The following is a 24,168-nucleotide window of genomic DNA, read 5'->3' on the forward strand; positions in this document are numbered from 1 at the left end:
CCCATGCATCTCACCCCCGACCACGCCGCCCGCTTCGCGACCGCCACGCTCGCCCATCTCGGCCGCGAATATCCGTACAAGATGGACCTCGTCCTCCTCGGCCCCGAGGACGCAAAGCCCCCGCGCGAGCATCACCCGATTTTCCACGGCAGCTTCGACTGGCACAGCTGCGTCCACGGCTGGTGGCAGATCCTCCGCCTCGCGCGCCGCTTTCCGGGCCTCCCCGTCGCCGCCGATATCGTCGCCCGCGCCGATGCGATGCTCGTCCCCGAAAAGGTTGCCGGCGAACTCGCCTTCCTCGATCGTCCCTATTCGGCCGCCTTCGAGCGACCCTATGGCTGGGCGTGGCTCCTCGCGCTCCATGCCGAGGCCGAGCGCCACGACGCGCCATGGGCCGCCGCGCTCGAACCGCTGGCGCTCGCCTTCGCCGCGCGCTTCCACGCCTTCCTGCCAAAGCTCACCTATCCGCTGCGCGTCGGCACTCATTTCAATATCAGCTTCGCGCTCCTCCTCGCGCGCCATTGGGCCGAGAGCCGCGATCCTGCGTTGGTGGCGTTGATCGACACGCGCGCCCGCGACTGGTTCGGGCAAGACCGCGACTGTCAGGCGTGGGAACCGGGCGGCGACGAATTTCTTTCGTCCGCGCTGACCGAGGCGCATCTGATGGCGGTCGTCCTCGGCAACGATTTCACGCCATGGTTCGATGCCTTCCTTCCCCGCGCCGCGCAGGAACAACCCGCCACCCTCTTCACCCCCGCCACCGTGTCCGACCGCAGCGACGGCAAGATCGCCCACCTCGACGGCCTGGGCCTCAGCCGCGCATGGAACTGGCGCGCGATCGCTTCGGCGCTCGGTGCCACGCATCCGGTCGCGCCCGTCGCCGAAGCCGCAGCGCAGCGCCACATCGCCGCCGCGCTCCCTCACGTCACCGGCGACTATATGGGCGAGCATTGGCTCGCAAGCTTCGCGCTGCTTGCGCTCGACGGCCTTTAGGCCGTCGTTCCGGAAATGAGCGCGGCCTCGCCGATTGACAAGCCTCCCCCGCGCGGCGAGAGACGGCGCAAAGGGATGAAGGACTGCCAATGAAGACGCTGCGCCCGACCTCGTTCGACGTCGCCGAACGCGCCGGGGTCTCGCAATCGACCGTGTCGCGCGCGCTCCGCAACTCGCCGGGCGTCAATGCCGAAACCCGCGCGCGTGTTTCCGCCGCCGCGCGCGAGCTTGGCTATGTCGTCGATCGCCACGCCTCTTCGCTACGCCTGAAAAGCAGCGAGACGATCGCTCTCGTCACCATCTGCCGCCCCGGCGAGGACCGCAGCGCGATCAACCCCTTCTATTTCGCGCTTCTCGGCAGCATCGCCGCCGCGACATCGGCGCGGGGATTCAACCTGCTCGTCTCGTTCCAGGAAAATGCCGACAATTTCCGCGCCGATTTCGTCGCCTCGGGGCTTGCCGACGCGATGATCGTCATCGGCACGACCAGCAATCGCGAGGCGTGGAAATATTTCGCCGATGCGCAAGCGTCGGGGCTCGATTTCGTCTGCTGGGGCAGCCCGGGCAGCCCCTTCCACTGGATGCGCAGCGAAAACGACATCGGCGGGCAGCAGGCGGCCGAACATTTCATCAAGACGGGCCGCCGCCACATCGCCTTCGTCGGGCCGCAGCAATCGCCGCAACGCCAGTTCGACGAGCGCCGCGATGGCTTTACCGCCGCGCTCGCCGCAGAGGGCATCACCCCCTTCGTCGCCGAGCCGCCCGCCGCCGCCGACCGTCACGCGCAGGGCGTCGCCGCCGTGCAGGCGCTGCTCGAGGCGCATCCCGAAACCGACGCGATCTTCGCGGCATCGGACATGCTCGCACTGGGGGTCTTGCAGGGGCTCAAGGACGCGGGGCGCCGTGTGCCGCAGGACGTCGCGCTGATCGGTTTCGACGGCATCCGCGCGGGCACGCTCGCCGACCCCGCGCTCACCACGCTCGAACCCGATCTCGACGCCGCGGGCGAGGCGCTCGTCGCGATGGCGCTCGAGGATGACGAGCATACGCGCAGCGGCACCCGCATCCCTGTCCATCTCGTCGTGCGCGGGACCGCGTAAAAGCCGCGTTACCGTGACTTAACTCCCCGAAAAGTAACACTTCATTATCTACATCCTTGCTACCCATGGGGTGGGGGCAGAAAGCGGTAGTGTGAACGGTCAATTTTTCATCTCGCTGCTCAACCCGGGCATCGGCTTCCTGTTCGCCATCGCCTTTTTCCTGCTGTGGCTGAACCGGCGCGAACGCTATGTCGCCTATGCCGCCGGCGCCTATACCGCCTCCGCCCTCGCTTTCCTGATCCAGGACGTCGGCCCGGTGCTGCCGATGGAGCTGCAGCGCCTTCCCGCCAATGTCGGCTTCCTCCTGACGGGCGTGCTGTTCGCCGCCGCGATCATCAAGCGTTACGACCTGCCCGTCCCCTGGCGCGCGATGGGCGTCACAACCGCCGTATCGACCGCCATCTTCATCTGGTTCCTCCTCGGCCAGCCGGGCATCGCCGCGCGCATCCTGACGATCAGCATCGGCGCGGGCATCATCGCATCCATGGTCGTCGTCGCGCTCTGGCCGGTCGAAAAGCGCCACCTGATCGACCGGGTGCTGTTCTGGGTCGCCGCCTTCTCGGCGCTCAACCTGATCGTCCGCCCCGTCGTGCTGCTCTCGCTGCGCGGCGGCTTCGACAATTATGTCGGTTTCCAGCAGTCGATCTACTGGACGACCGTCCAGTTCACACAGGCGATGGTGTCGGTCGCCGCGGCGATCAGCCTGATGGTCGCGGTCGCGATCGACCAGATTGCGGAGCTGCGCCGCGAGGCCGACGGCGACAATCTCTCGGGCCTGCTCAACCGCCGCGGGTTCGAGGCGCAGGCGGACGCCGCGCTCCGCCGCTGCCACGACGAAGCGCAGCCCGTCGCGCTGCTCGTCGCCGACCTCGACCGGTTCAAGTCGATCAACGACAATCACGGCCACGCGGTCGGCGACGCGATCATCGCGGCGTTCGGCGCGCATGTCCGCCAGATCGGTCCCGCCCATATGGTCGCGGGGCGCATCGGCGGCGAGGAGTTTGCGCTGCTCGTTCCCGGCGCGGGGATCGAGGCGGCGCGCCAGCTCGCCGAGGCGGTCCGCACCGGCCTGCAAGCCGCGTGCACCGACCGCATCCCCGCCAGCCTCTGCCCCACCGCCAGCCTCGGCATCGCGATCGCCCCCCCCGGCGCGACGCTCTCCGCGCTGATGCAGGAGGCCGATCAGGCGCTCTACGAAGCCAAGCGCACCGGCCGCAATCGCGTCCGCACCTATACGCCAAAGCCCGTGCGCCTCACCGCCAATGGCGGCTAGCCCGCGGCGCTATCGCTTCGGCTTCACCGCCACCACCTTGATCTCGACCACCGCGGTCGGCTCGTACAGCCGCGACACGCCGATCGCGGTCCACGCCGGAAAGGGCGCCTTACATAACGATTCTTCACCGCCGCAAAGCCGTCGATGTGCGCAGGCAAATCGGTGTGAAAGGTCGTGATGTCGACGACATCGTCCCAGCTCGCCCCCGCGCGCGCCAGCGTCGCGGCGATATGTTTGAACGCGCGGTCATATCCCGCGTCGAGCCCGGCCTGCCCCTCACCCGCCGGCGCCGCGACCACCCCCGACAGATAGATGGTGTCGCCCGCGATCACCGCCTCGGCATAGCCCACCGCCTCCTGAAACGCCCGCGCCTCGGCATTTTCGGCCATCAGCACCTTGTCCGCCTCGCGCGCCATCGTCGGCGCCGGGGCGACCAGCCCTGCCGCCATCATCGCTATCATCGTCCACCGCATGATCCGCATCCCGTCGCCTGCCTGTGAAAGCGTCAGCCTGACAGCAGCGGCGCGCGATGGCCAGCCTCTCTTCGCCGCGACGGACTCATGGGAATCAAGGCGGCCGCAATGATCTTCACTTATCAGCGCATTAATCCTCTTCGGCAGGGAAAGCCCCAGCGCGGCCGGCTATCCCGGCTGCGGGACCATGGACGGAACAGCGAACAAGGGAACAGGAACATGCGGACCAAAGGAACACCGGACCTCCTTCGCGACGAGCGCGCCGCGACGGCGATCGAATATGGGCTGATCGCCGCGCTGATTTCGCTCGCGTGCATCATCGCCTTCCAGATGCTCGGGCTCAATCTGGCGAACATCTTCAACACGATCAACGATGCGCTGAACTGACCGCAGCCACCCGCGCCGCGACCAGCCCCGCCGCCAGCATCGCGCCCATCATCGCCACCCGCATCGCCATCGCTTTCTCTCCGCCATTCGCACGATCCGCCGCCCCCCTGTTCGGTGGGCCGAAAGCAAAGGTGACAGCGCGCGCGGACTTGCAAGCGACCCCGGCATCCGGGCTCAGTCCGCCGGCGGCGACAAATAGCGTTGCGTATCGGGGGCCTGCTGCACCGCCCACTCCGCGTCGAGCGTCTGCCACTCGGCGTCGGTCAGCGGCATGAGCTGGCCGCACGCCTCGCACCGCGGCTCGGCCCGGCCGGCACGCCGCTTCGCCTCCCCGACCATCTGGATGCGCTTGATCAGCGCCGCGTCGGTTTCCTCCTGCGTCGCGATATGGCGCCGCCGCTTCACCCCGCGTTCGAAGACGATGCCGCTCTCAAACTCGGTGCGGTCGATAAAGCGGTGCCGCACCGCCTCGGGCAGCACGAACGCCTCGGCCTCGGCGGGGCTCAGCGCCCGCCCCAGAGCACCCGACAGGTCACCGCGCCTGATCAGCAGCCGCAGCAGATTGTCCGACGGCATGATCCGCCGCTCATACTCCTTGCCGCCCCGGTAAATCACCGTCTCGCGCCCCACGACCGCGCGCTGATAAGCGACCGCCTCCAGCCCGCGCAGCGCATTCGCCAGCGCCTCGACGCACGCCTTGTCAAAGAGTGGAAACAGCCCCCGCGAGCGATTGACCGAAGTCGTGCTGACCCCGGCGATCCGCGCCGCATCGGCGACGCACCCCGTCTGCGCGAGCACAGCCAGAAACACCCGCGTCCGCGCCTCCGTCCACCCATCCTCGCGAACGCGGAGGCCGGGCATCAGGGGATTGTCGCGCTTATGAACCCCGGACTTGATCCGGGGCCCAGCGGCGGGCGCCACCTCGCTTCCCTCAGAAACTCCCGATTTCCTCCGCGAACCCTGCGCCACCTTACGCCCCATAGCTCCATCTCCCGAATCACTTGGAATTAATCGGAATGATTTTGAACCTATTTGGATAATGTAGGAAAGCGCTTTTGTGTGGTGTGCTACGGCGAGTTTCCATTTTGCAGTGGCTGAGGCACTAAATTCCCGCTGCCTCCCGAAAGAAACCCCTAATATCCTGCTCAAGATGGGAAAACATTTGGTGACATCACTCGATCTCGTTGTCGATCAACGCTTTCAATAAGGGTTTTAATACCATCTAGAGCCTCGACCGCTTCCTGCCCTATTTTTTCCAAGCTGTCGAATTGCGTATCACGACGAAAATCACGAATTTTTTCAATGACATCTTGCGACATCTTAGTCTGAAGGCCGTTCGCCTCCTCGGAAAGCTCGTTAAAGTGCCTGAGAAGAAGCTCAGCAATATCGAACGTTGATATGGACGTGACGAAAGTGTGATCGCCATTGGACAATTTGCGTGAAACTGAAGCAAGAGCCTCTTGAAGCTCACCCTTTCCTTTCGTGGAATTAAATAGAAGGGGATTTCGGGTTCGAGCATTTTGCGTTGTCGTAAACCCGCCTTCAATTCTCCTAAATGTTGGGAAAAATAGAGACGCCCCGTGCTGAGAGAGAAAATGATTGAATTTGTCCCGAGCGTCAAATGACTCTTCTTCATCATCGTCGTCAATAGTGTCTTCTACGTCAAATTCGTCACCATGCTCATCGACAAAAGTACCCCTGCAAGTATGTGTATACAACTTCTGTATGGATACTTGGTACTTGCTTGTCTTCATACTAAATGAAGAAAATTCTACTTCGTTCAACAAAGCGTGAGTATTTCCGCTCACAGTATACCATATAAGCTTTAAAAGATTAGTTTTGCCGGCGCCGTTGAATCCTGTTATTATGTTAAGATCTGAATGAAAATCGATCTTTAACTGGCTCTTTCGATCCAAGAAACCCAATATTTCAAGAGATTCTATTTTCACAGGATCACCCAATTCCCTCATGCCTTTCAAAGGCCCAAAAAAATACTGGAGCTAATTCGCCGATACGAAGCGAGGCGCTACCCTATTTTTCTGAGATGCTATCCAACCAAGATTGTCGCTGCAAGTCCTTCCCCCACCCCCTTGCATTTCCCACCCCCCGGCGTAAGGCGGCGCGGACATAAACCTGCGCGTGCGACTCCGCTTGGCCCCGCTCTCCCGAACGGGCCTCGGCCGTCATTCCCCGCCGCGCCAACATGGGGACTGCAATCCTATGACCACCACGGGCAACGACACGCTGGGCACCCGTTCGACGCTGAGCGTCGGCGGCAAGAATTATGCTTATTATTCGCTCGACAAGGCCGCGGCACAGCTCGGCGACGTCTCGCGCCTGCCCTTCTCGATGAAGGTGCTGCTCGAAAACCTGCTGCGCTTCGAAGATGGCGGCTTCACCGTGTCGAAGGATGACGTGCAGGCGCTCGTCGACTGGCAGAAGGATCCGCATTCGAACCGCGAGATCCAGTATCGCCCCGCGCGCGTGCTGCTTCAGGATTTCACCGGCGTTCCCTGCGTCGTCGACTTGGCAGCAATGCGCGATGCGATCGCGAAGCTCGGCGGCGACACGACCAAGATCAACCCGCTGGTCCCCGTCCACCTCGTCATCGACCACTCGGTCATGGTCGACGAATTCGGCCACCCCAAGGCGTTCGAACAGAATGTCGAGATCGAATATTATCGCAACGGCGAACGCTACGACTTCCTGAAATGGGGTTCGAAGTCGCTCGACAATTTCAAGGCGGTTCCCCCGGGCACCGGCATCTGTCACCAGGTCAACCTCGAACATATCGCGCAGGCGGTGTGGTCGAGCGTCGACGGATCGGGTGAAACCGTCGCCTATCCCGACACCTGCGTCGGCACCGACAGCCACACGACGATGATCAACGGCCTCGGCGTGCTCGGCTGGGGCGTCGGCGGGATCGAGGCCGAGGCCGCGATGCTCGGCCAGCCCGTGTCGATGCTGATCCCCGAAGTCGTCGGCTTCAAATTCACCGGCGCGCTGAAGGAAGGCGTCACCGCGACCGACCTCGTGCTCACCGCGACGCAGATGCTGCGCGCCAAGGGCGTCGTCGGCCGCTTCGTCGAATATTTCGGCCCCGGCCTGTCGTCGCTGTCGCTCGCCGACCGCGCGACGCTCGCGAACATGGCGCCCGAATATGGCGCGACCTGCGGCTTCTTCGGCGTCGACGACAAGACGCTCGATTACATGCGCCTGACCGGGCGCAGCGACGAGAATATCGCGCTGGTCGAGGCCTATGCCAAGGCGCAGGGACTGTGGATCGTCGAGGGCGCCGCGGACCCGGTGTTCACCGACACGCTCGAACTCGACCTGGGCACCGTCGTCCCGTCGCTCGCGGGGCCGAAGCGGCCGCAGGACCGCGTCTCGCTTCCCGACGTCGACGATGTGTTCAACGCCGACATGGTCAACACCTATAAGAAGGCGCAGACGCGCGTGCCGGTCGAGGGCAAGGATTTCGACATCGGCGACGGCGACGTCACCATCGCCGCGATCACCAGCTGCACCAACACCTCGAACCCCGGCGTGCTCGTCGCCGCGGGGCTCGTCGCGAAAAAGGCCGACGCGCTGGGGCTGAAGCCCAAGCCGTGGGTCAAGACCAGCCTCGCGCCGGGGTCGCAGGTCGTGACCGACTATCTCGAAAAGGCCGGGCTGCAGAAGCATCTCGACAATATCGGCTTCAACCTCGTCGGCTATGGCTGCACCACCTGCATCGGCAATTCGGGTCCGCTGGCCGAGCCGATTTCGAAGGCGATCAACGAGAATGGGCTGGTCGCCGCGGCCGTGATCTCGGGCAACCGCAACTTCGAGGGCCGCGTGTCGCCCGACGTGCGCGCGAACTTCCTCGCCTCGCCGCCGCTCGTCGTCGCTTACGCGCTGAAGGGCACGGTGATCGAGGATTTCACCACCACGCCCATTGGCCAGGACCAGTCGGGCAAGGACGTCTTCCTCGCCGACATCTGGCCGACCAATCTGGAAGTGGCCGATGCGGTGGCGGGCGCGGTCGACCGCGACATGTTCGTCGCGCGCTATGCGCATGTCTACAAGGGCGACGAGCATTGGCAGAAGATTTCGGTCGAAGGCTCGGACACCTATCAGTGGCGCGCGGGATCGACCTATGTCGCCAACCCGCCGTACTTCGAGGGCATGACGATGACCCCGGCGCCGGTGTCGGACATCGTGAACGCCAAGCCGCTCGCGATCCTCGGCGACAGCATCACGACCGACCACATCAGCCCCGCGGGCAGCATCAAGGCGGACTCGCCGGCCGGAAAATGGCTTATGGAACATCAGGTTAGCAAGGCCGACTTCAACAGCTACGGCGCCCGCCGCGGCCACCACGACGTGATGATGCGCGGCACTTTCGCCAACATCCGCATCAAGAATGAAATGGTCCCCGGCATCGAAGGCGGCATGTCGCGCTACGGTTCGGAGGTCATGCCGATCTATGACGCCGCGATGCGCCACAAGGCCGACGGCACCCCGCTCGTCGTCATCGCGGGTAAGGAATATGGTACCGGCTCGTCGCGCGACTGGGCGGCGAAGGGCACGAACCTGCTCGGCGTCCGCGCGGTGGTCGTCGAGAGCTTCGAGCGCATTCACCGCTCGAACCTCGTCGGCATGGGCGTGCTGCCGCTGCAGTTCCTCGAAGGCCAGAGCCGCGAGACGCTGGGCCTGACCGGCGACGACCAGTTCACCATCACCGGCGTCGCGGACCTCAAGCCGCGCCAGACGGTCACCGTGAACGTCACCCGCGCCGACGGTTCGACCTTCAGCTTCGACACGCTCTGCCGCATCGATACGGCGAACGAGGTCGAATATTACATGAACGGCGGCATCCTGCATTATGTGCTGCGCAAGCTTGCAGCCTGACGCGGCCACTTGCTGATGCTATGAGCGCCCGCCCCCTCACCGGGGCGGGCGTTTTCATTTGGAGAGGGAGCGCATGAGCGCGGAGGTCATTATCATCGAGACCGTCGGCTGGACCGCGGCTGCGATCATCCTTGCCGCCTATATCCTGCTGTCGCTCGGCAAGCTCGAGGGACGCAGCTATCTTTATCAATGGATGAACGTGATCGGCGCCGGCGGCTTCGTCATCAATTCAGGCTATAATGGCGCGATCCCGTCGGCCGTCCTCAACGTCGTCTGGGCGGGCATGGGCGTCCTTACGCTGTGGAGCGTGTGGCGCGCCCGGCAAGCGGCGCGCGCCATCGTTCCCTAGCGAATATCCCTCAAGGCTTGGCCGCTGCGTTCCATGCCGCGACTTGCGCGCGCGTGTCAGCGAGCATCTTGTCGAGCGCGGCCCGGTCCTGCACAGTACCACGCATCACCACCGCATCGATCGCACGCGTCGCCGCGATATCCTCGAGCGGATTGGCGCGCAGCAGGACCAGATCGGCCGCCATGCCGGGCTTCACCGCGCCATAGCGATCGAGCCAGCCGAACCATGCGGGACCCGCGCGCGTCGCCGAGGCGAGCGCCTGCGCCGGGGTCAGTCCCTTTTGCTGGAACAGTTCGACCTCGTCATGCAGGCCGAAGCCGGGATAATTGAAGCTGTTGAGGAAACCCGCGTCGGTCCCCGCGATGATCGGCACGCCCGCCTCGGCCAGCATCGGCAGGATCGTCCCGACATCCTCGATCGCCTTGTGCCGCGCGGCAATCGCCGCGGCGTCGGCCTTGGCGGCGCGTTCGATCCGCCAGTCATATGTCTTGCGCAGCTTCGGCCCGATATAGGCGAGCCCCGCGTCCTTCGAATGGTCGTCGCGATCAAGATAGGCGATAATGCGGCTGCCGTTGAGCGTCGGCGTCACAAAAACGCCCTTGCTGGCGAAATGCCGATAAGCGGTCATCGCTGTTTCGCGGTCGAATCCCGCATCGAGGCGCCGGTTCGCCTCGGCGCGATCGATACGACCCGCGGCAAAATCGGCCGCAATCGCGGCTTCATCCTTCGCGCCGGCATTATAGGCATAGTCGAGATGTTCGATCGAACTGATCCCGGCGTCGACCGCCTGCTCGGTCGTCAGCGCCATCGGGATATGGCCCGACGTGCGGAGTCCGAGCGCCTTGGCCCGCCCAAGCGCGTAGAGGAACAATTCGGGTTTCAGCGTGCTGTCGGTTATCTTGACGAAATCGACCTTGTCGCGCGTCTTCAGGCGATAGAGCGCAGCATCGACATCCGCCTCGCTACCGACTTCGATCGTCCCCTTCCACACCGGCGCAATACCCTCGATCTTGGCGCCCGAGGTCAGGAGGCGCGGACCGAAGAGGCCGCCGTTCGCGATTTCCCCGCGCCATGCGAGCACCTGCTCGGGCAGGTCGCCCGAGCAATCGCGGATCGTGGTGATCCCGTTCGCGACATAGAGCGGCAGCAACGCCCTATTCTCTTCGATCAGGTCGGGCCCGCCGCCGAAATGGACGTGCATGTCCCACAGGCCGGGGATCAGGTAGCGCCCCTTGCCTTCGACGGTGCGGTCGGCGCGCCAGCCCTTGGCAATCGCAGCGTCGGCACCCACCGCAACGATATCGTCGCCTTTCAGCACCACGGCTTGCCCAGCCACCGTTTTTGCCGCTTCGACATCGACGATCGTCACGTGGCGGATAATGACATCGCCCTGCGCCGGGGCGGCAAGCGCGGGCGAAGCGAAGACAACGAACGACGATGCCAGGGTAGCGAACAATTGTTTCATGGGCGACCTTTCCAGACTCGCGAAGAGCCTTAGCCTCGTCGCGGCCGGTACAACAAGAAAAGGATGGTGGTGCGCAGAGTCACGGCCGATCCGGTCTCAAACCGGCGTTTCCTCGACGCACGCCGAGGAGGCCGCTCAATTTGAAAAGATGAGCGGTCTCCGGTGGAATATGGCAGAAATCTGGATGCCCCGTGAGGATTCGAACCTCAATAGACGGAATCAGAATCCGTAGTCTTACCATTAGACGACGGGGCAGGAGCGGGCGCCAATAAGCGGCAGATTAGAGCCGGTCAAGGGGGTTAAATTGTGACGATGTGGCGATCGAAGGCGGTGACGGCCCGCACAAGCCTGCTTGCCCTGACGCATTTCGCCGCTAGCATCACCCAATAACAAAAGAAGGGGGCCGCGCGCCCGCGCGGATGCCCGAAGGAGTGGGTTGATGCGTCATGTCGCGATCGTCGGGTCGGGCCCTGCGGGTTATTACACTGCCGAAACATTGCAGAAGGCCGACGACATAGCGGTCGACGTCATCGACCGGCTTCCTGTTCCCTATGGCCTGATCCGCACCGGGGTCGCGCCCGATCACCAGTCGATCAAGGCGGTGTCTCGCCGCTATGAGGGCACGGCGCTCACCGACAATGTCCGCTTCGTCGGCCATGTGTCGGTCGGCAGCGACATCACGATCGATGAACTCGTCGGCCTTTACGACGCCGTGGTGCTGGCGACCGGCGCGCCGAACGACCGGCCGCTCGATATTCCGGGCGCCGACCTCCCCGGCGTGATCGGAAGCGCGGCCTTTGTCGGCTGGTACAATGGCCACCCCGATTTCGCCGACCTCAATCCGCCGCTCGACGCGCCCGGCGTCGCCGTGATCGGCAATGGCAATGTCGCGCTCGACGTCGCGCGCATCCTTGCCAAGACGCCGGCCGAGTTTGCCGGGAGCGACATCGTCGCCCACGCCCGCGATGCCTTGGCGGCGAGTGCGGTGCGCCATATCCAGATCCTCGGTCGGCGCGGCCCGCACCAGATCGCGATGACCCCGAAGGAACTCGGCGAACTCGGCCATCTCGAACGCGCCAGCCCGCGCGTCGACCCCGCCGACCTGCCGCCCGAAGGCGACGACGCCATGCTCGAACCGGGTATGCGCAAGTCGGTGACCCATTTGCGCAGCTTCAGCGCCAATCCGGTCGCCAAGCCGGTGACGATCGATTTCGACTTCTTCGCCATGCCGATTGCGATCGAAGGCGATGGCAGGGTGCAGCGCGTGATTGTCGAGCGCACAACACTCGACGCCGACCTCACCAGCCATGGCACGGGCGAGACCTATGCGGTCGACGCAGGCCTGATCGTCAGCTGCATCGGCTATCAAACCCCGCCGATCCCGGGCGTGCCCTACGAGCACGGCCGCGGCCGCTTTGCGAGCGATGAGGGGCGCATCCTGCCCGGCCTCTATGCCGTCGGTTGGGCACGGCGCGGACCGTCGGGAACGATCGGCACCAACAAACCCGACGGCGCGCGTATCGGCGAGATGGTGCTGGAGGATATCGGGCGCGGCGCCGGCAAGGCGGGACGTCCGGGGCTCGACGCGTTACTCGCGAGCCGCAACATCACGCCCGTCACCTTCCGCGACTGGCGCCGGATCGAGGAGGCCGAGGTCGCCGCCGCGCTCGAGGGACGCCCCCGCGAGAAATTCACGAGCATCGAGGCGATGTTGCAAGCCATCGGGCGGTGACAGCGCGCGTCCGCACCATCCTGCGTTGGCTGCTCGCGCTCGCCTATGGCTATGCAGGCTATCGCCATCTCGCGACACCTGAGCCGTTCCGTGCAATCACCCCGCCATGGGTCCCGGAGGCCCCGCTGGTTGTCGCGGCGACCGGCATCGCCGAGATCGCAGGCGCGGTCGGGCTGATGATCCCGGCGACGCGCAAGGCCGCCGGCTGGGGCCTCGCGCTCTATGCACTGTGCGTCTGGCCCGCGAATTTCCACCACGCGCTTGCCAATATCGCGATCGGCGGCGAGACGCTCGGCTGGTGGTACCATGGCCCGCGCCTCGCCGCGCAGCCGCTGATCATCTGGTGGGCGCTGTGGGCGAGCGGCGCGACCGACTGGCCGTTTCGCCGCCGCCCCTAGTCCTTATTTATAGTCCCTATTTCGCGACTGGCGTTTCGATCGGCGGCTGGCCCTTCTGGCTCGCCGCATAGGCCTCGACCGCCTTCAGCACGCGCAGCATGTTGCCGCTCGAAATCTTTTCCAGCTCAGCCTGCGTATAGCCGCGCCGCGCCAGTTCGGCGAACAGGCGCGGATAGCCTGTGACATCCTCCAGCCCGACCGGGGTCGCGTCCATCCCGTCATAATCGCCGCCGATGCCGATATGATCGACGCCGATCGTCTTCTTGATATGGTCGATATGGTCCGCCGCGATTCCGATCGGCACCTGCGGCGCCGGATTCGCCGCGTCCCATGCTTTCAGCGCCGGGGCGACGGCATCGGGATTGCCGACATACAGCGCGTCGAGCCGCGCCTTTTCGGCCGTGCGCGAAAGCCCGTGCGCGCGCAGCTTGGGGTCGAGGAAGGCGGCATAGAGCACCACCATGATAACGCCGCCATTGGCCTTCACCGCGGGCAGCACGCTGTCGGGCACGTTGCGCGGATGGTCGTTGACGCCGCGCACGCCCGAATGGCTGAACATCACCGGCGCGTGCGAGACCTCGAGCGCGTCCTTCATCGTCGCTTCGCTGACATGGCTCAGATCGACGATCATGCCGATGCGGTTCATTTCGCGAACGACCTGCTTGCCGAAATCGGTGAGCCCGTCATGCTGCGGCGCGTCGGTCGCGCTGTCGGCCCAAGGCGTCGTCTTGCCATGGGTCAGCGTCATGTAGCGCACGCCCATACCGTAAAGCTCGCGCAGGACGGCGAGCGACGAGCCGATCGACTGGCCGCCCTCGGCGCCGAGCATGCCGGCGACCTTGCCGGCCTTCATTTGGCTTTCGAGTTCGGCCGAGGTCAACGCGAAACCAAGATCGTTCGGGTAACGCGCGATCAGTCGCTTCGCGACGTCGATCTGCTCGATCGTCTGCTGCACCGCCTGCTGCTCATTCGTGTTCGACGGCACATAGACCGACCAGAATTGCGCGCCAACATGCCCCTTGCGCAGGCGCTGGATATCGGTGTGCATCACCGTTCCGTCGGGCTTGGGCTTGGTCGTGTCGCGAAAATCGAAGCTGTTGATCACATTGCCGACGCTGCCCCGCAGTTCCCACGGCACGTCATTATGCCCATCGAACACCGGCGCCTTTTTGAGCGCGGCCTCGGCGATGGCTTCAGGCGATTTCTGCGCCGTAGCGGGAGTGGAGATCAGGGCGAGAGCGGCAAGGCCGGCGAGCAGGGAGGGCTTGTTCATGGCGCGCGACCTTAAGTGCTTGTTGCCGCAGCGCAAGCCTCACTTGACGGGAACGTCAACGCCGCGCAGCATTGCCCGATGACAGCCTTCGACGACTGGCGCGCCCGTTCGCCCTATTATGACGAAACGCACGAAGCGCTGGCGCAAAGCGTCCGCCGTTTCGTGGCGCGCGAGATCGCGCCCAACATCGACCGATGGGAGGCTGAGGGCGAACTGCCGCGCAACCTCCACAAGAAAGCCGCCGAAGCCGGTATCCTCGGCCTGCGCTACCCCGAACAATATGGCGGGCACAGCGAGGGCTTCGACAATTTTCACGGGTTAGTGCTGACCGAGGAACTCGCGGCGGTCGGCGCGGGCGGGCTTGGCGCTTCGTTGATGACGCACGGCATCGGCCTGCCCCCGATCCTTGCCTTGGGTTCCGAGGAATTGAAGCAACGCGTCGCGCCGCCCGTGCTCGGGGGCGACAAAATCATCGCGCTCGGCATCACCGAGGCAGGCGGCGGCAGCGACGTCGCCAATCTCAAGACGACGGCTGTCCGCGACGGCGACAGCTACATCGTCAACGGCGGCAAGATGTTCATCACCAGCGGCATGCGCGCCGACTGGCTGACCTGCGCGGTGCGCACCGGCGGCCCCGGCGCCGCGGGCATCTCGCTGCTGCTGATCGACATGAGCAGCCCCGGGGTCGAGCGCACAAGGCTCGACAAGATGGGCTGGCGTTGCAGCGACACCGCCGCGATCCATTTCAGCGACGTCCGCGTCCCCGCCGACAATCTGATCGGTCCCGAGAATGGCGGCTTCATCGGCATCATGCGCAACTTCAATTCGGAGCGGCTCGGCATGGCGATGGGCTGCTGCGCCTACGCCCGCGTCGCGATGGCCGAGGCCGCCGAATGGGCGCAGAACCGCGAGACCTTCGGCAAACAGCTCGTCGGCCACCAGTCGATCCGTATCAAGCTCGCCGACATGGAACGCCAGATCGAGGCGACACAAGCCTGGGTCGACCTCTGCGCCTGGCAGGTGAAAGAAGGCAAGGATCGCCCCGCCGACTTCGCGATGCTGAAGGTGCAGGCGACACGGATGCTGGAGGCCGTCGCGCGTGAGGCCGCACAGATACTCGGCGGCGCTTCCTATATCACCGGAAGCAAGGTCGAACGCATCTATCGCGAAGTTCGCGTCAATGCCATCGGGGGAGGTAGCGAGGAAATCATGCTCGACCTAGCGGGTCGGCAACTCTTCGGCGGAAAGCGCTAGCCCTCTTCGCGCTGCTTGTCGGCCAGCGCGCGCGATTCGGCCTTGAGCGGGCGCGACACCGGACAGACTTCCTGCACATAGCCATTGAGCACATTGGTCAGCGCGTCGGGCAACAAGCGGTAGAAAACAAACTGGCCGCGCTTCTCGCTGACGATCAGTCCGGCGTTTTCCAGCACCGACAGATGTTGCGACACCGCCGGTTTGCTCATTTCGAATCGCGCGGCAATGTCACCCGCGCTCAGTTCGGCATGCGCCAGATAGGCGAGAATCTTGCGCCGCGGCGTCGATGCCAATGCCTGAAAAACCCGTTCCATGCGTCCCGAAATGGGCATCGCAGGCTGACTTGACAAGAAATAATTTATTTAAGTAATTACTTATATTCTTTTCAATCAGGAGTCGGGCGATGCGCAATGATCAGGATCCCCATGCCGTCAATTTTCTGATCGACGAGGACGGACCCGACCCGCGCGGGGGCCGCGTCCGCGCTGACATGCCAAGCATCGTCTGGAACGGCGGCATGGCCGTGACCGCTCTCGTCGCGGGTCCCTTCTTCGCAACCCCCTCGGCGATCCTTCTTTTTGTCGTCGCCACCGGCGCGGCGCTGCTGCTCGGCCACAGCGTCGGTTATCACCGCATGATGATCCATGGCAGCTTTGCCGCGCCCCGCTGGCTGACACGCACGCTCGTCTGGTTCGGCGCGTTCGTCGGCATGGCGGGCCCCTATGGCATCATCCGCGCCCACGATACGCGCGACTGGGCGCAGCGTCAGGCCGACTGCCATCCGTTCCTCGCGCACAAAACGCATATCCTGCGCGACGCATGGTGGCAGATCTACTGCCGCCTCGATCTAGACTGCCCGCCGCGTTTCGATTTTGCCGAACTCGACCGCGACCCCTTCTACCGCTGGCTCGAGGCGACATGGCGCTGGCAGCAACTGCCCGTCGCGCTTCTTTTCTTCGCGATCGGCGGCTGGGGCTGGGTCGTCTGGGGCGTCGCGGCGCGCGTCGCGGTCGCGAACCACGGGCACTGGCTCGTCGGCCATCTCGCGCACAATCGCGGTCCGCAGCATTGGACGGTCGACGCGCACGGTGTGCAGGCGTTCGATGTCCCATGGGCCGCAGTCCCGACGATGGGCGAGGCTTGGCATAACAATCACCACGCCTATCCCGGCTCGGCGCGCATCGGATTGCATCCGGGGCAGAGCGACTGGGGGTACGCCTTCATTCGCCTGTGTAAACGGTTCGGGCTGATCTGGAACGTCCGCACGCCCGACACGATGGGCTTGCGCAATGGGCTCACCGAGGTCCCTCGACACGAGCCCGGCTTCGCGGCACAGTCGCCACATGGACACCCTATCGCATAGCTGGCCCGCCGAGGCCGAGACCCTGCTCGATGATCTCGTCGACCTCCGCCGCGCGATCCACCGCGAGCCCGAACTGGGTCTCCAGAACCCGAAGACGCTCGCGAAGATCAAGGACGCGCTCGCCGGACTGCCGCTCGAATTTCGCGAAGGCCCGTCGACGACGGGGCTGGTCGCGATCCTGCGCGGCCCCGCGAACGGGCGCACCGTGCTGCTGCGCGGAGACATGGACGCCCTGCCCTTGCTCGAAGAGACCGGGCTCGACTTCACCTCTGAAATCACCGGCGCGATGCACGCATGCGGGCACGATACGCATGTCGCGATGCTCGTCGGCGCGGCGAAGCTGCTCTGCGCGGCGCGCGATCGCCTGCCCGGCACCGTGATGTTCATGTTCCAGCCCGGCGAGGAGGGGCATCATGGCGCGCGCTTCATGCTCGACGACGGGATCATCGACCCACTGCCCGACGCCGCCTTCGCGCTCCACATCATGCCCAATGCGCCGCACGGGATCTTCGCGGGGCGCGCGGGTCCGCTGCTCGCCTCGTCGGACGTGCTCTCGATCACCGTCAAGGGCGCGGGCGGGCACGCCTCGATGCCGCACGACAGCATCGACCCGATCCCCGTCGCCTGTTCGATCGTCACCGCGATCCAGACGATGGTCACGCGCCGCATCTCGGTATTTGATCCGGCAGTCATCACCATCGCGAAGATCTCCGCGGGCACGACGAACAATATCATCCCCGAAACGGCCGACATGCAGGGCACGATCCGCACGCTTTCCCCGGAAAGGCGCGCGATGGTCGCGCGCGAGCTGAAGCGCCTCGCACCCGCGATCGCCGAGGCGCATGGCTGCACGGCGGAGGTCGAGATCGTCGAGGGCTTTCCTGTCACTATCTGCGACGCGCGCGCTGTCAGCTTCGGCCAGTCGGTCGTCGAGGAGACTTTCGGCGAGCAAGCCTGGCTGACGATGGACAATCCGGTGATGGGCGCCGAGGATTTCTCCTATGTCCTCGAAAAAGTGCCCGGCGCGATGTTCTGGCTCGGCGCGAGCGAGGCGGGCAGCGACTGGCGCCAATGCTGCGGGCTGCACTCGAACCATATGGTGCTCGACGAGAGCGTAATGGCGCGCGGCGCCGCGCTGCATGCGGCGCTGGCCGAACGCTTCCTCAATGAAGGATTCAACGCATGATCAATATCATCGGCGCGATTCTCTCAGGCCTCATCATCGGGGCGCTAGCGCGCTTCTTCTATCCCGGTGCGGTCGAAATGGGGTGGGTCGCGACGATCCTGCTCGGCATCGGGGGATCGCTGCTCGCAGGTCTCGCAACCTCGCGCGGCCGCGGCGATTTTCACCGTGCGGGCTGCCTCGCGTCGGTGATCGGGGCGATCGTCCTGATTCTCGTCGGCCGGCTGCTCGGGATCGGCGGTTAGGGTACCAGCACCGTATCGACCGCCTGCGGCAGTAGGTCGGGATAATCGAGCGTATAGTGCAGCCCGCGGCTTTCCTTGCGGTGGAGCGCGCTGCGGACGATCAATTCGGCGCATTGCAGCAAGTTGCGCAGCTCGATCAGGTCGGTCGTGACACGGAAATGGCCGTAATAATCCTCAACCTCGTGCGTCATCATGTCGATGCGGTGGCGCGCGCGCTCCAGCCTCTTGGTCGTGCGGACGATACCGACATAATTCCACATGAAGCGGCGGATCTCGGTCCAGTTCTGCTTGATGACGACCTCTTCGTCGGAGTCGGTCACGCGGCTCGCGTCCCACGGGCGGATCGCGGGCGGCGCATCGAGTTTGTCCCAGCACTGGATGATATGCTTTGCGGCCGCCTCGCCGAACACGAAACATTCGAGCAGCGAGTTTGACGCGAGGCGATTGGCGCCGTGCAGCCCGCTCTCGGTGCACTCGCCCGCCGCATATAGCCCCGGCAGATCGGTGCGCCCGTCGAGGTCGATCAGCACCCCGCCGCACGTATAATGTTGCGCGGGCACCACCGGAATCGGCTGCTTCGTCATGTCGATGCCGAGCGTCAGCAGTTTCTCATAGATGTTCGGGAAATGCCCCGCGACGAAATCGGGATCGAGGTGACTGATGTCGAGATGGACATAATCGAGCCCCGACCGCTTGATCTGATCGTCATTCGCGCGCGCCACCACGTCGCGCGGCGCGAGTTCGGCGCGCGCGTCATAATCGGGCATATAGCGGTGGCCGGTGACCGGGTGCTTCAATATGCCCCCCTCGCCGCGCACCGCCTCGGTGATCAGGAAATTCTTGACGTCGAGATTATAGAGGCAGGTCGGGTGGAACTGCATCATCTCCATGTTCGAGACGCGGCAGCCCGCGCGCCACGCCATCGCGATGCCGTCGCCCGTCGCGCCTCTGGGCGCGGTCGAGAATTGGTACACGCGCCCCGCGCCGCCGCTCGCGAGGATCGTCGCGCGGCCGATATGCGCGTGGACCTTGCCGCTCTTCTCGTCGAGCGCATAGACGCCCCAGACGCGCCCCGAGCCTGAGTAGCGTTCCTCGTGCCGCCCGGTGATCAGGTCGATGCACGCCTGCCCCGGCAGCAGGGTGATGTTCGGATGCGCCTCGGCGGTCTTCAGCAGCGCCGCCTGCACCGCCCAGCCCGTCGCGTCGTCGACATGGACGATGCGGCGGTGCGAATGGCCGCCCTCACGCGTCAGGTGCAGCGCCTCGGCGTCCTTGTTGAACGGCACGCCCATTTCGACGAGCCGCTCGATCGCGTGCGGGGCGTTCTCGACGACGAACTCGACCGTCTCGCGGCGGTTGAGGCCGCCGCCCGCGATCATCGTGTCCTCGATATGATTTTCGAACGTATCGCCTGCGTCAAGCACTGCGGCGATGCCGCCCTGTGCCCACGCGGTCGACCCGCCGGTGAGTTCGCCCTTCGCGAGCACGAGCACGCGGCAATGATCGGCGAGCGCGATCGCGGCGGTCAGCCCGGCAGCGCCCGAGCCGACGATGATGACGTCGTGAGCGAGCGCCTCAGCCATTCGCGGCGCGCGTCAGATTGAGGAACACATCTTCGAGGTCGGCCTCGCGCGTCGACACGTCGACGATGCCATGCCCCATTGCGTTGACCGCGGCGAGCACCTCGCCCGCGTTCATCCGGTCCTTGTTGTAGCTGATCGCGAGACCGCGTGTCCCATCGCGCTCGACTTTCTCGAATGCCGGATGCGTCGGCAGCGCCGTCACATCGGCATCGAGCGTCACGACGACGATCTTCTCGCGCGCCATGTCGACCAGCTCGCGCGTCGGCTTGTTCGCGATCAGCTTGCCATGGTTGATGATCGCAATCCGGTCGCAAAGCTCCTCGGCTTCCTCCAGATAATGCGTCGTCAGCACGACGGTAACGCCGCGGTCGTTGAGGCTCTGCACATATTCCCAGAGCTGCTGGCGCAGTTCTATGTCGACGCCGGCGGTCGGTTCGTCGAGCACGATGATCGGCGGCGAATGCACCATCGCCTTGGCGACGAGCAAGCGCCGCTTCATGCCGCCCGACAGCGTGCGCGCATAGGCGTCGCGCTTGTCCGACAGGTGGACCGCTGCGAGCAACTCGTCCGAAATCCGCTTGTCCTTGGGCACGCCATACAGTCCCGCCTGATTTTCCAGCGTTTCATAGGGCGTGAAAAAGGGATCGAAGACAATTTCCTGGGGGACGATGCCAATCGAATATTTTGCGTTGCGCGGATCGGCGTCGATGTCGAAACCCCAGATGCTCGCCGACCCGCTCGTCTTGTTGACGAGACCTGCGAGGATGTTGATCAGCGTCGACTTGCCCGCGCCGTTGGGCCCGAGCAGTCCGAAGATCTGGCCGCGCGGCACGTCGAAACTGACATTGTCCAGCGCCTGCTTGCCGCCGGCATAAAGTTTGGAGACGGCGTCGATGCGGATGGCGGCTTCACTCATGGCCGCTTCCATAGCCGCGCACCCCGGCGTGTGAAAGCCCGCTAATTTTTCATAAGCGCCGCGTTAACGCTAAATTGGCGACTCGCCGCTAGATCGGCGGATGTGAGGACCAGCCACATCATTCGCCCGCTGCGCAAGCAGTGCGGCCTAGCCATTTTTGCGCTTTTGCTTTTGCCCGCCGCTCCGGCGCTGGCACAGAATAGCGCGCAAGGCGAAGCCGAAGCCATCGTGCTTCGCCCGCTTTCCTTCTTCAAGGTCAACGACCTCGATTTCGGCAGCATCATCGCGTCGGGAACGTCGGGGACGGTCCGGCTTGCCCCTGACGGCACGCGAACCCGCACCGGCGGCGTGACACTTGCCGGCGATGGCGGCGAACCCGCGCGCTTTGCCGGGCTCGGCACGCCGAATCGCCAGGTCAATATTTCGCTCGGATCGAACACGATCTGGATCACCGGACCGGGGGTGCGCATGCGCGTGCGCGATTTCGAGATCGGCAGCACGCCGACCGCGATCCTGTCGACGACCCCGACGCGCTTCAGCATCGCGAGCGCGCTCGGCAATTATAACTTCCCGGTCGGGGGCACGCTCGAAGTCGGCGCCAACCAGACGCCGGGCGACTACAGCGGCACATTCACGATCACCTTGAATTATCTTTAAGGCTTCCTGTGGGGGGAAGACGGCACCGGGGACCACTTGCGCCCGAAAGGACGCCTGCGCCGGTGCCGTCACGGCCCCATCGCAATCGCAGAGCCGATTGCCGAGCCCTCGCGGCCTTGCTATGGGCGCGGTCGATGACCCAGCCCGCACCCGAAACCATCCGCACGCCCAAGACCCGCATCGCCTGCGACGGCACCGGCGACGGCCTCGCCAATGCGGCGCTCGGCCACCCGCGCGTTTGGCTCGAAATCGACACGGACGAAGGGTTTGCCGACTGCGGCTATTGCGACCGCCGCTTCATTCTGATCGGCGGCGTTGCCGACAAAGGTTAAACGTCGGCGTAAACCGGCCGCCGGAAGTAAACGGCCGATTCACCAACCCCATGCATCAGTGATGAAGACCCGGCTGGCATAAGATGTGCCAGACAGGAGCAGAATCTGTGGGGATTCAAGGGACCAAAAACTGTCAGGGCGCGGCTTGCGCCCTGACCATCGCCATGACCATGGCGAGCGCGGCGCTTTGCGGACCGGCCTTTGCCGCCGACATGCCCGGCACCGCCAATGCGGCGGTCGTGCGCCCGAACACGCTGATCAAGACCGACGATCTCGATTTCGGCACGCTGATCAGCGGCGCGACCGGCGGCACGGTTACGATCAACCCCGTCACCAATGCACGCACGACCAGCGGCGGCGTGACCCCGGTGGGTTCGGCGGCGCAGCGCGCCGTATTCCAGGGCACCGGCGGCATCTTGCTGATCACCGTATCGGGAAGCACGTCGGTCTCGCTTACCCGCGCCGGCGGCGGCGCTGCGCCGATGACTGCCAGCCTCGTCCGCGCCGCGAGCACCAGCGGCGGCGGGATCGCGCTGGTCGGCGGGACGTTATTGCCCAGCGGCGTTCAGACCTATTATATCGGCGGCACCCTCACCGTTCCCGCCAACCAGCCCGATGGCGATTACAGCGGCACCTTCACGCTGACCGTCAATTATCTCTGACCGCTGGCGTCGGGGGACGCGCGTGCCTATATCGGGCAAATGACAAGCCCGACCGATCCCCGCCGCTTCCTCTATCGCGCCGATGCGCTCGACCCCGATCTGGCGCAGAAACTTGCGAAAGAGGCGCTCGCGAAGGCCGACGACGGCGAGCTCTATCTGCAATATCGCGCCACCGAGAGCTTCGGCTTCGACGACGGCCGCCTGAAGACCGCCGACTATTCGACCGACGCCGGTTTCGGGCTTCGCGCCGTGTCGGGCGAGATGACGGGCTTTGCCCATGCCAGCGACATCAGCGCCGGCGCGATCCGCCGCGCCGCCGAGACGCTTGCGCTGCTCGACCCTTCGAATCAGGCGCACGCCGCGCCGCCGCCGCGCACCAACCGCCATCTGTATGACGAGGCCAACCCGCTCGACCTGGTCCCCTTCGCGAAGAAGGTCGCGCTCTGCCAGGAAATCGACGCCGCCGCGCGCGCGCGCGATCCGCGCATCGTCCAGGTTTCGGTTGCGCTCGCGGGTAGCTGGTCGGTGGTCGAGATCGTCCGTGCCGACGGCTTCCTTGCGACCGATATCCGCCCGCTCGTCCGCCTCAACGTCTCGATCGTCGTCGAGGAAAACGGCCGCCGCGAAACCGGCTATTTCGGCTTGGGCGGCCGCTACATGTACGACCATCTGTTCGAGCCCGCGCAGTGGAACCGCGCGATCGACGAGGCGCTGGCGCAGGCGCTCGTCAACCTCCGCGCGGTTGATGCGCCTGCGGGCGAATTCACCGTATTGCTCGGCCCCGGCTGGCCCGGTGTGCTGCTGCATGAAGCGGTCGGCCACGGGCTCGAGGGCGATTTCAACCGCAAGGGCACCAGCGCATTTTCGGGCAGAATAGGAGAGCGCGTCGCCGCACCCGGCGTCACCGTGGTCGACGACGGCGCGATGGACAGCCCGGTCGGCGGCGGGCGCCGCGGCTCGCTTTCGATCGACGACGAAGGCACGCCGACCGGCGAGACCGTGCTGATCGAGGACGGCATCCTCAAGGGCTATATGCAGGACCGCCTCAACGCGCGCCTGATGGGGGTCGAGCCCACCGGCAACGGCCGCCGCGAAAGCTTTGCGCACGCCCCGATGCCGCGCATGACCAACACCTTCATGAAGGGCGGCAACGACGATCCCGCCGAGCTTCTGTCGCGCGTTAAGAATGGAATCTTCGCCAAAAGCTTTGGCGGCGGACAGGTCGACATCGTGTCGGGCAAGTTCGTTTTCAGTTGCACCGAGGCGTACAAGATCGAGAACGGCAAGCTGGGCGATTCGATCAAGGGCGCAACCTTGATCGGCGACGGGCCGAGCGTGCTCACCAAGGTCACCGGCATCGGCAATGATATGGCGATCGACGAAGGCATCGGCATCTGCGGCAAGGGCGGCCAGAGCGTCCCCGCGGGTGTCGGCCAGCCCACCCTGCTGGTCAACGGGCTGACCGTCGGCGGCACTGCCTGATGCGGTCCCCCGGCGAAAAGCCGGGGTCCAGTTTCGACAAACGCGGAACTGGCTTCTGCCGGCGAATTTCGTCTGTGACCGCCCTCACTTGGCGTTCGCGTCTCCCGCGCATATAGAAAAGCCCAACAAAAGAAGAATCGGGTCGCATCATCCGC

Annotated in this window: 24 protein-coding genes and 1 tRNA gene; 16 read left to right on the forward strand and 9 right to left on the reverse strand. The window is 64.9% G+C overall.

Features of this window, described 5'->3' with window-relative positions; genetic code table 11:
- Positions 1-3 precede the first annotated feature (3 nt).
- From BLW56_RS05730 to BLW56_RS05740, 3 genes are all read left to right on the forward strand, one after another.
- On the forward strand, positions 4-993 hold the full coding sequence (locus BLW56_RS05730; protein WP_093509641.1) for a DUF2891 domain-containing protein: 990 nt from the start codon (positions 4-6) through the stop codon (positions 991-993).
- 89 nt (positions 994-1,082) lie between these two features.
- On the forward strand, positions 1,083-2,093 hold the full coding sequence (locus tag BLW56_RS05735) for a LacI family DNA-binding transcriptional regulator (protein WP_093509642.1): 1,011 nt from the start codon (positions 1,083-1,085) through the stop codon (positions 2,091-2,093).
- Between the two features lie 91 nt (positions 2,094-2,184).
- Positions 2,185-3,366 carry a GGDEF domain-containing protein gene (locus BLW56_RS05740; protein ID WP_093509643.1) on the forward strand — a complete coding sequence of 394 codons (1,182 nt, stop codon included), beginning with the start codon at positions 2,185-2,187 and terminating at the stop codon, positions 3,364-3,366.
- A 23-nt stretch (positions 3,367-3,389) separates the two neighbouring features.
- Here BLW56_RS05740 and BLW56_RS05745 read toward each other — a convergent pair whose 3' ends face one another.
- Positions 3,390-3,848, reverse strand: a complete 459-nt coding sequence (locus BLW56_RS05745) for a Rid family hydrolase (RefSeq protein ID WP_093509644.1) — start codon at positions 3,846-3,848, stop codon at positions 3,390-3,392.
- A gap of 210 nt (positions 3,849-4,058) precedes the next feature.
- Here BLW56_RS05745 and BLW56_RS05750 point away from each other — a divergent pair, with 210 nt between their 5' ends.
- On the forward strand, positions 4,059-4,226 hold the full coding sequence (locus tag BLW56_RS05750) for a Flp family type IVb pilin (protein ID WP_093509645.1): 168 nt from the start codon (positions 4,059-4,061) through the stop codon (positions 4,224-4,226).
- A gap of 174 nt (positions 4,227-4,400) precedes the next feature.
- On the opposite strand, the gene BLW56_RS05755 is transcribed toward BLW56_RS05750, so the two are convergent.
- Together BLW56_RS05755 and BLW56_RS05760 are read right to left on the reverse strand one after the other, a co-directional pair.
- Positions 4,401-5,087 carry a hypothetical protein gene (locus BLW56_RS05755; RefSeq protein ID WP_143043388.1) on the reverse strand — a complete coding sequence of 229 codons (687 nt, stop codon included), beginning with the start codon at positions 5,085-5,087 and terminating at the stop codon, positions 4,401-4,403.
- 284 nt (positions 5,088-5,371) lie between these two features.
- A complete protein-coding gene (locus BLW56_RS05760; RefSeq protein ID WP_093509647.1) occupies positions 5,372-6,196 on the reverse strand; it encodes an AAA family ATPase in 825 nt (274 codons plus the stop codon).
- Positions 6,197-6,446: 250 nt separating this feature from the next.
- On the opposite strand from BLW56_RS05760, the gene acnA reads away from it, so the two are divergent.
- Positions 6,447-9,119, forward strand: a complete 2,673-nt coding sequence (gene acnA / locus BLW56_RS05765) for an aconitate hydratase AcnA (protein WP_093509648.1) — start codon at positions 6,447-6,449, stop codon at positions 9,117-9,119.
- 73 nt (positions 9,120-9,192) lie between these two features.
- Positions 9,193-9,468, forward strand: coding sequence for a CBU_0592 family membrane protein (locus tag BLW56_RS05770; RefSeq protein WP_093509649.1), 276 nt, complete (start codon positions 9,193-9,195; stop codon positions 9,466-9,468).
- 10 nt (positions 9,469-9,478) lie between these two features.
- Here the strand turns inward: BLW56_RS05770 and BLW56_RS05775 are convergent, their stop codons facing one another.
- Both BLW56_RS05775 and BLW56_RS05780 read right to left on the reverse strand, forming a co-directional pair.
- Positions 9,479-10,933 (reverse strand): amidohydrolase family protein, encoded by a 1,455-nt coding sequence (locus BLW56_RS05775; protein WP_177175840.1) that lies wholly within the window; start codon positions 10,931-10,933, stop codon positions 9,479-9,481.
- A 181-nt stretch (positions 10,934-11,114) separates the two neighbouring features.
- A tRNA-Gln gene (locus BLW56_RS05780) sits at positions 11,115-11,188 on the reverse strand.
- Between the two features lie 184 nt (positions 11,189-11,372).
- On the opposite strand from BLW56_RS05780, the gene BLW56_RS05785 reads away from it, so the two are divergent.
- Both BLW56_RS05785 and BLW56_RS05790 read left to right on the forward strand, forming a co-directional pair.
- Complete coding sequence (locus tag BLW56_RS05785) at positions 11,373-12,665, forward strand: FAD-dependent oxidoreductase (protein WP_093509650.1); 1,293 nt, start codon at positions 11,373-11,375, stop codon at positions 12,663-12,665.
- On the forward strand, positions 12,662-13,063 hold the full coding sequence (locus tag BLW56_RS05790; RefSeq protein ID WP_177175841.1) for a DoxX family protein: 402 nt from the start codon (positions 12,662-12,664) through the stop codon (positions 13,061-13,063). The genes BLW56_RS05785 and BLW56_RS05790 overlap by 4 nt, the downstream gene beginning before the upstream one ends.
- 16 nt (positions 13,064-13,079) lie before the next feature.
- On the opposite strand, the gene BLW56_RS05795 is transcribed toward BLW56_RS05790, so the two are convergent.
- The gene (locus tag BLW56_RS05795) at positions 13,080-14,336 is read right to left on the reverse strand and encodes a dipeptidase (RefSeq protein ID WP_093509651.1); all 1,257 of its coding nucleotides are present in this window, start codon (positions 14,334-14,336) and stop codon (positions 13,080-13,082) included.
- 78 nt (positions 14,337-14,414) lie between these two features.
- Between BLW56_RS05795 and BLW56_RS05800 the strand changes: the two genes are divergently transcribed.
- Positions 14,415-15,590 (forward strand): acyl-CoA dehydrogenase family protein, encoded by a 1,176-nt coding sequence (locus BLW56_RS05800; protein WP_093509652.1) that lies wholly within the window; start codon positions 14,415-14,417, stop codon positions 15,588-15,590.
- Here the strand turns inward: BLW56_RS05800 and BLW56_RS05805 are convergent.
- A complete protein-coding gene (locus tag BLW56_RS05805) occupies positions 15,587-15,904 on the reverse strand; it encodes a metalloregulator ArsR/SmtB family transcription factor (protein WP_093509653.1) in 318 nt (105 codons plus the stop codon). The genes BLW56_RS05800 and BLW56_RS05805 overlap by 4 nt on opposite strands.
- Positions 15,905-15,993: 89 nt before the next feature.
- Between BLW56_RS05805 and BLW56_RS05810 the strand changes: the two genes are divergently transcribed.
- From BLW56_RS05810 to BLW56_RS05820, 3 genes are read left to right on the forward strand one after another with little or no spacing between them, the layout of a single operon-like run.
- Positions 15,994-16,953 (forward strand): acyl-CoA desaturase, encoded by a 960-nt coding sequence (locus BLW56_RS05810; protein ID WP_093509654.1) that lies wholly within the window; start codon positions 15,994-15,996, stop codon positions 16,951-16,953.
- Complete coding sequence (locus BLW56_RS05815; RefSeq protein WP_093509655.1) at positions 16,934-18,139, forward strand: M20 metallopeptidase family protein; 1,206 nt, start codon at positions 16,934-16,936, stop codon at positions 18,137-18,139. The genes BLW56_RS05810 and BLW56_RS05815 overlap by 20 nt, the downstream gene beginning before the upstream one ends.
- Entirely contained in the window at positions 18,136-18,381 is a 246-nt protein-coding gene (locus BLW56_RS05820; protein WP_093509656.1) for a GlsB/YeaQ/YmgE family stress response membrane protein, read from the forward strand. The genes BLW56_RS05815 and BLW56_RS05820 overlap by 4 nt, the downstream gene beginning before the upstream one ends.
- On the opposite strand, the gene nadB is transcribed toward BLW56_RS05820, so the two are convergent.
- Positions 18,378-19,964, reverse strand: coding sequence for an L-aspartate oxidase (nadB, locus tag BLW56_RS05825; RefSeq protein WP_093509657.1), 1,587 nt, complete (start codon positions 19,962-19,964; stop codon positions 18,378-18,380). The genes BLW56_RS05820 and nadB overlap by 4 nt on opposite strands.
- The gene (locus BLW56_RS05830; RefSeq protein WP_093510812.1) at positions 19,957-20,880 is read right to left on the reverse strand and encodes an ABC transporter ATP-binding protein; all 924 of its coding nucleotides are present in this window, start codon (positions 20,878-20,880) and stop codon (positions 19,957-19,959) included. The genes nadB and BLW56_RS05830 overlap by 8 nt, the downstream gene beginning before the upstream one ends.
- A gap of 102 nt (positions 20,881-20,982) precedes the next feature.
- Here BLW56_RS05830 and BLW56_RS05835 point away from each other — a divergent pair, with 102 nt between their 5' ends.
- The 4 genes from BLW56_RS05835 (at position 20,983) to tldD (ending at position 24,013) form a co-directional block, all read left to right on the forward strand.
- Entirely contained in the window at positions 20,983-21,537 is a 555-nt protein-coding gene (locus BLW56_RS05835) for a DUF4402 domain-containing protein (protein ID WP_093509658.1), read from the forward strand.
- Between the two features lie 134 nt (positions 21,538-21,671).
- Positions 21,672-21,869 (forward strand): zinc-finger domain-containing protein, encoded by a 198-nt coding sequence (locus tag BLW56_RS05840; protein ID WP_093509659.1) that lies wholly within the window; start codon positions 21,672-21,674, stop codon positions 21,867-21,869.
- A gap of 164 nt (positions 21,870-22,033) precedes the next feature.
- A complete protein-coding gene (locus BLW56_RS05845) occupies positions 22,034-22,531 on the forward strand; it encodes a DUF4402 domain-containing protein (protein WP_218140490.1) in 498 nt (165 codons plus the stop codon).
- Positions 22,532-22,570: 39 nt separating this feature from the next.
- Complete coding sequence (gene tldD, locus BLW56_RS05850; RefSeq protein ID WP_093509661.1) at positions 22,571-24,013, forward strand: metalloprotease TldD; 1,443 nt, start codon at positions 22,571-22,573, stop codon at positions 24,011-24,013.
- Positions 24,014-24,168: the final 155 nt, after the last annotated feature.

This window comes from Sphingopyxis sp. YR583, from assembly GCF_900108295.1.
Classification (GTDB): Bacteria; Pseudomonadota; Alphaproteobacteria; order Sphingomonadales; family Sphingomonadaceae; genus Sphingopyxis.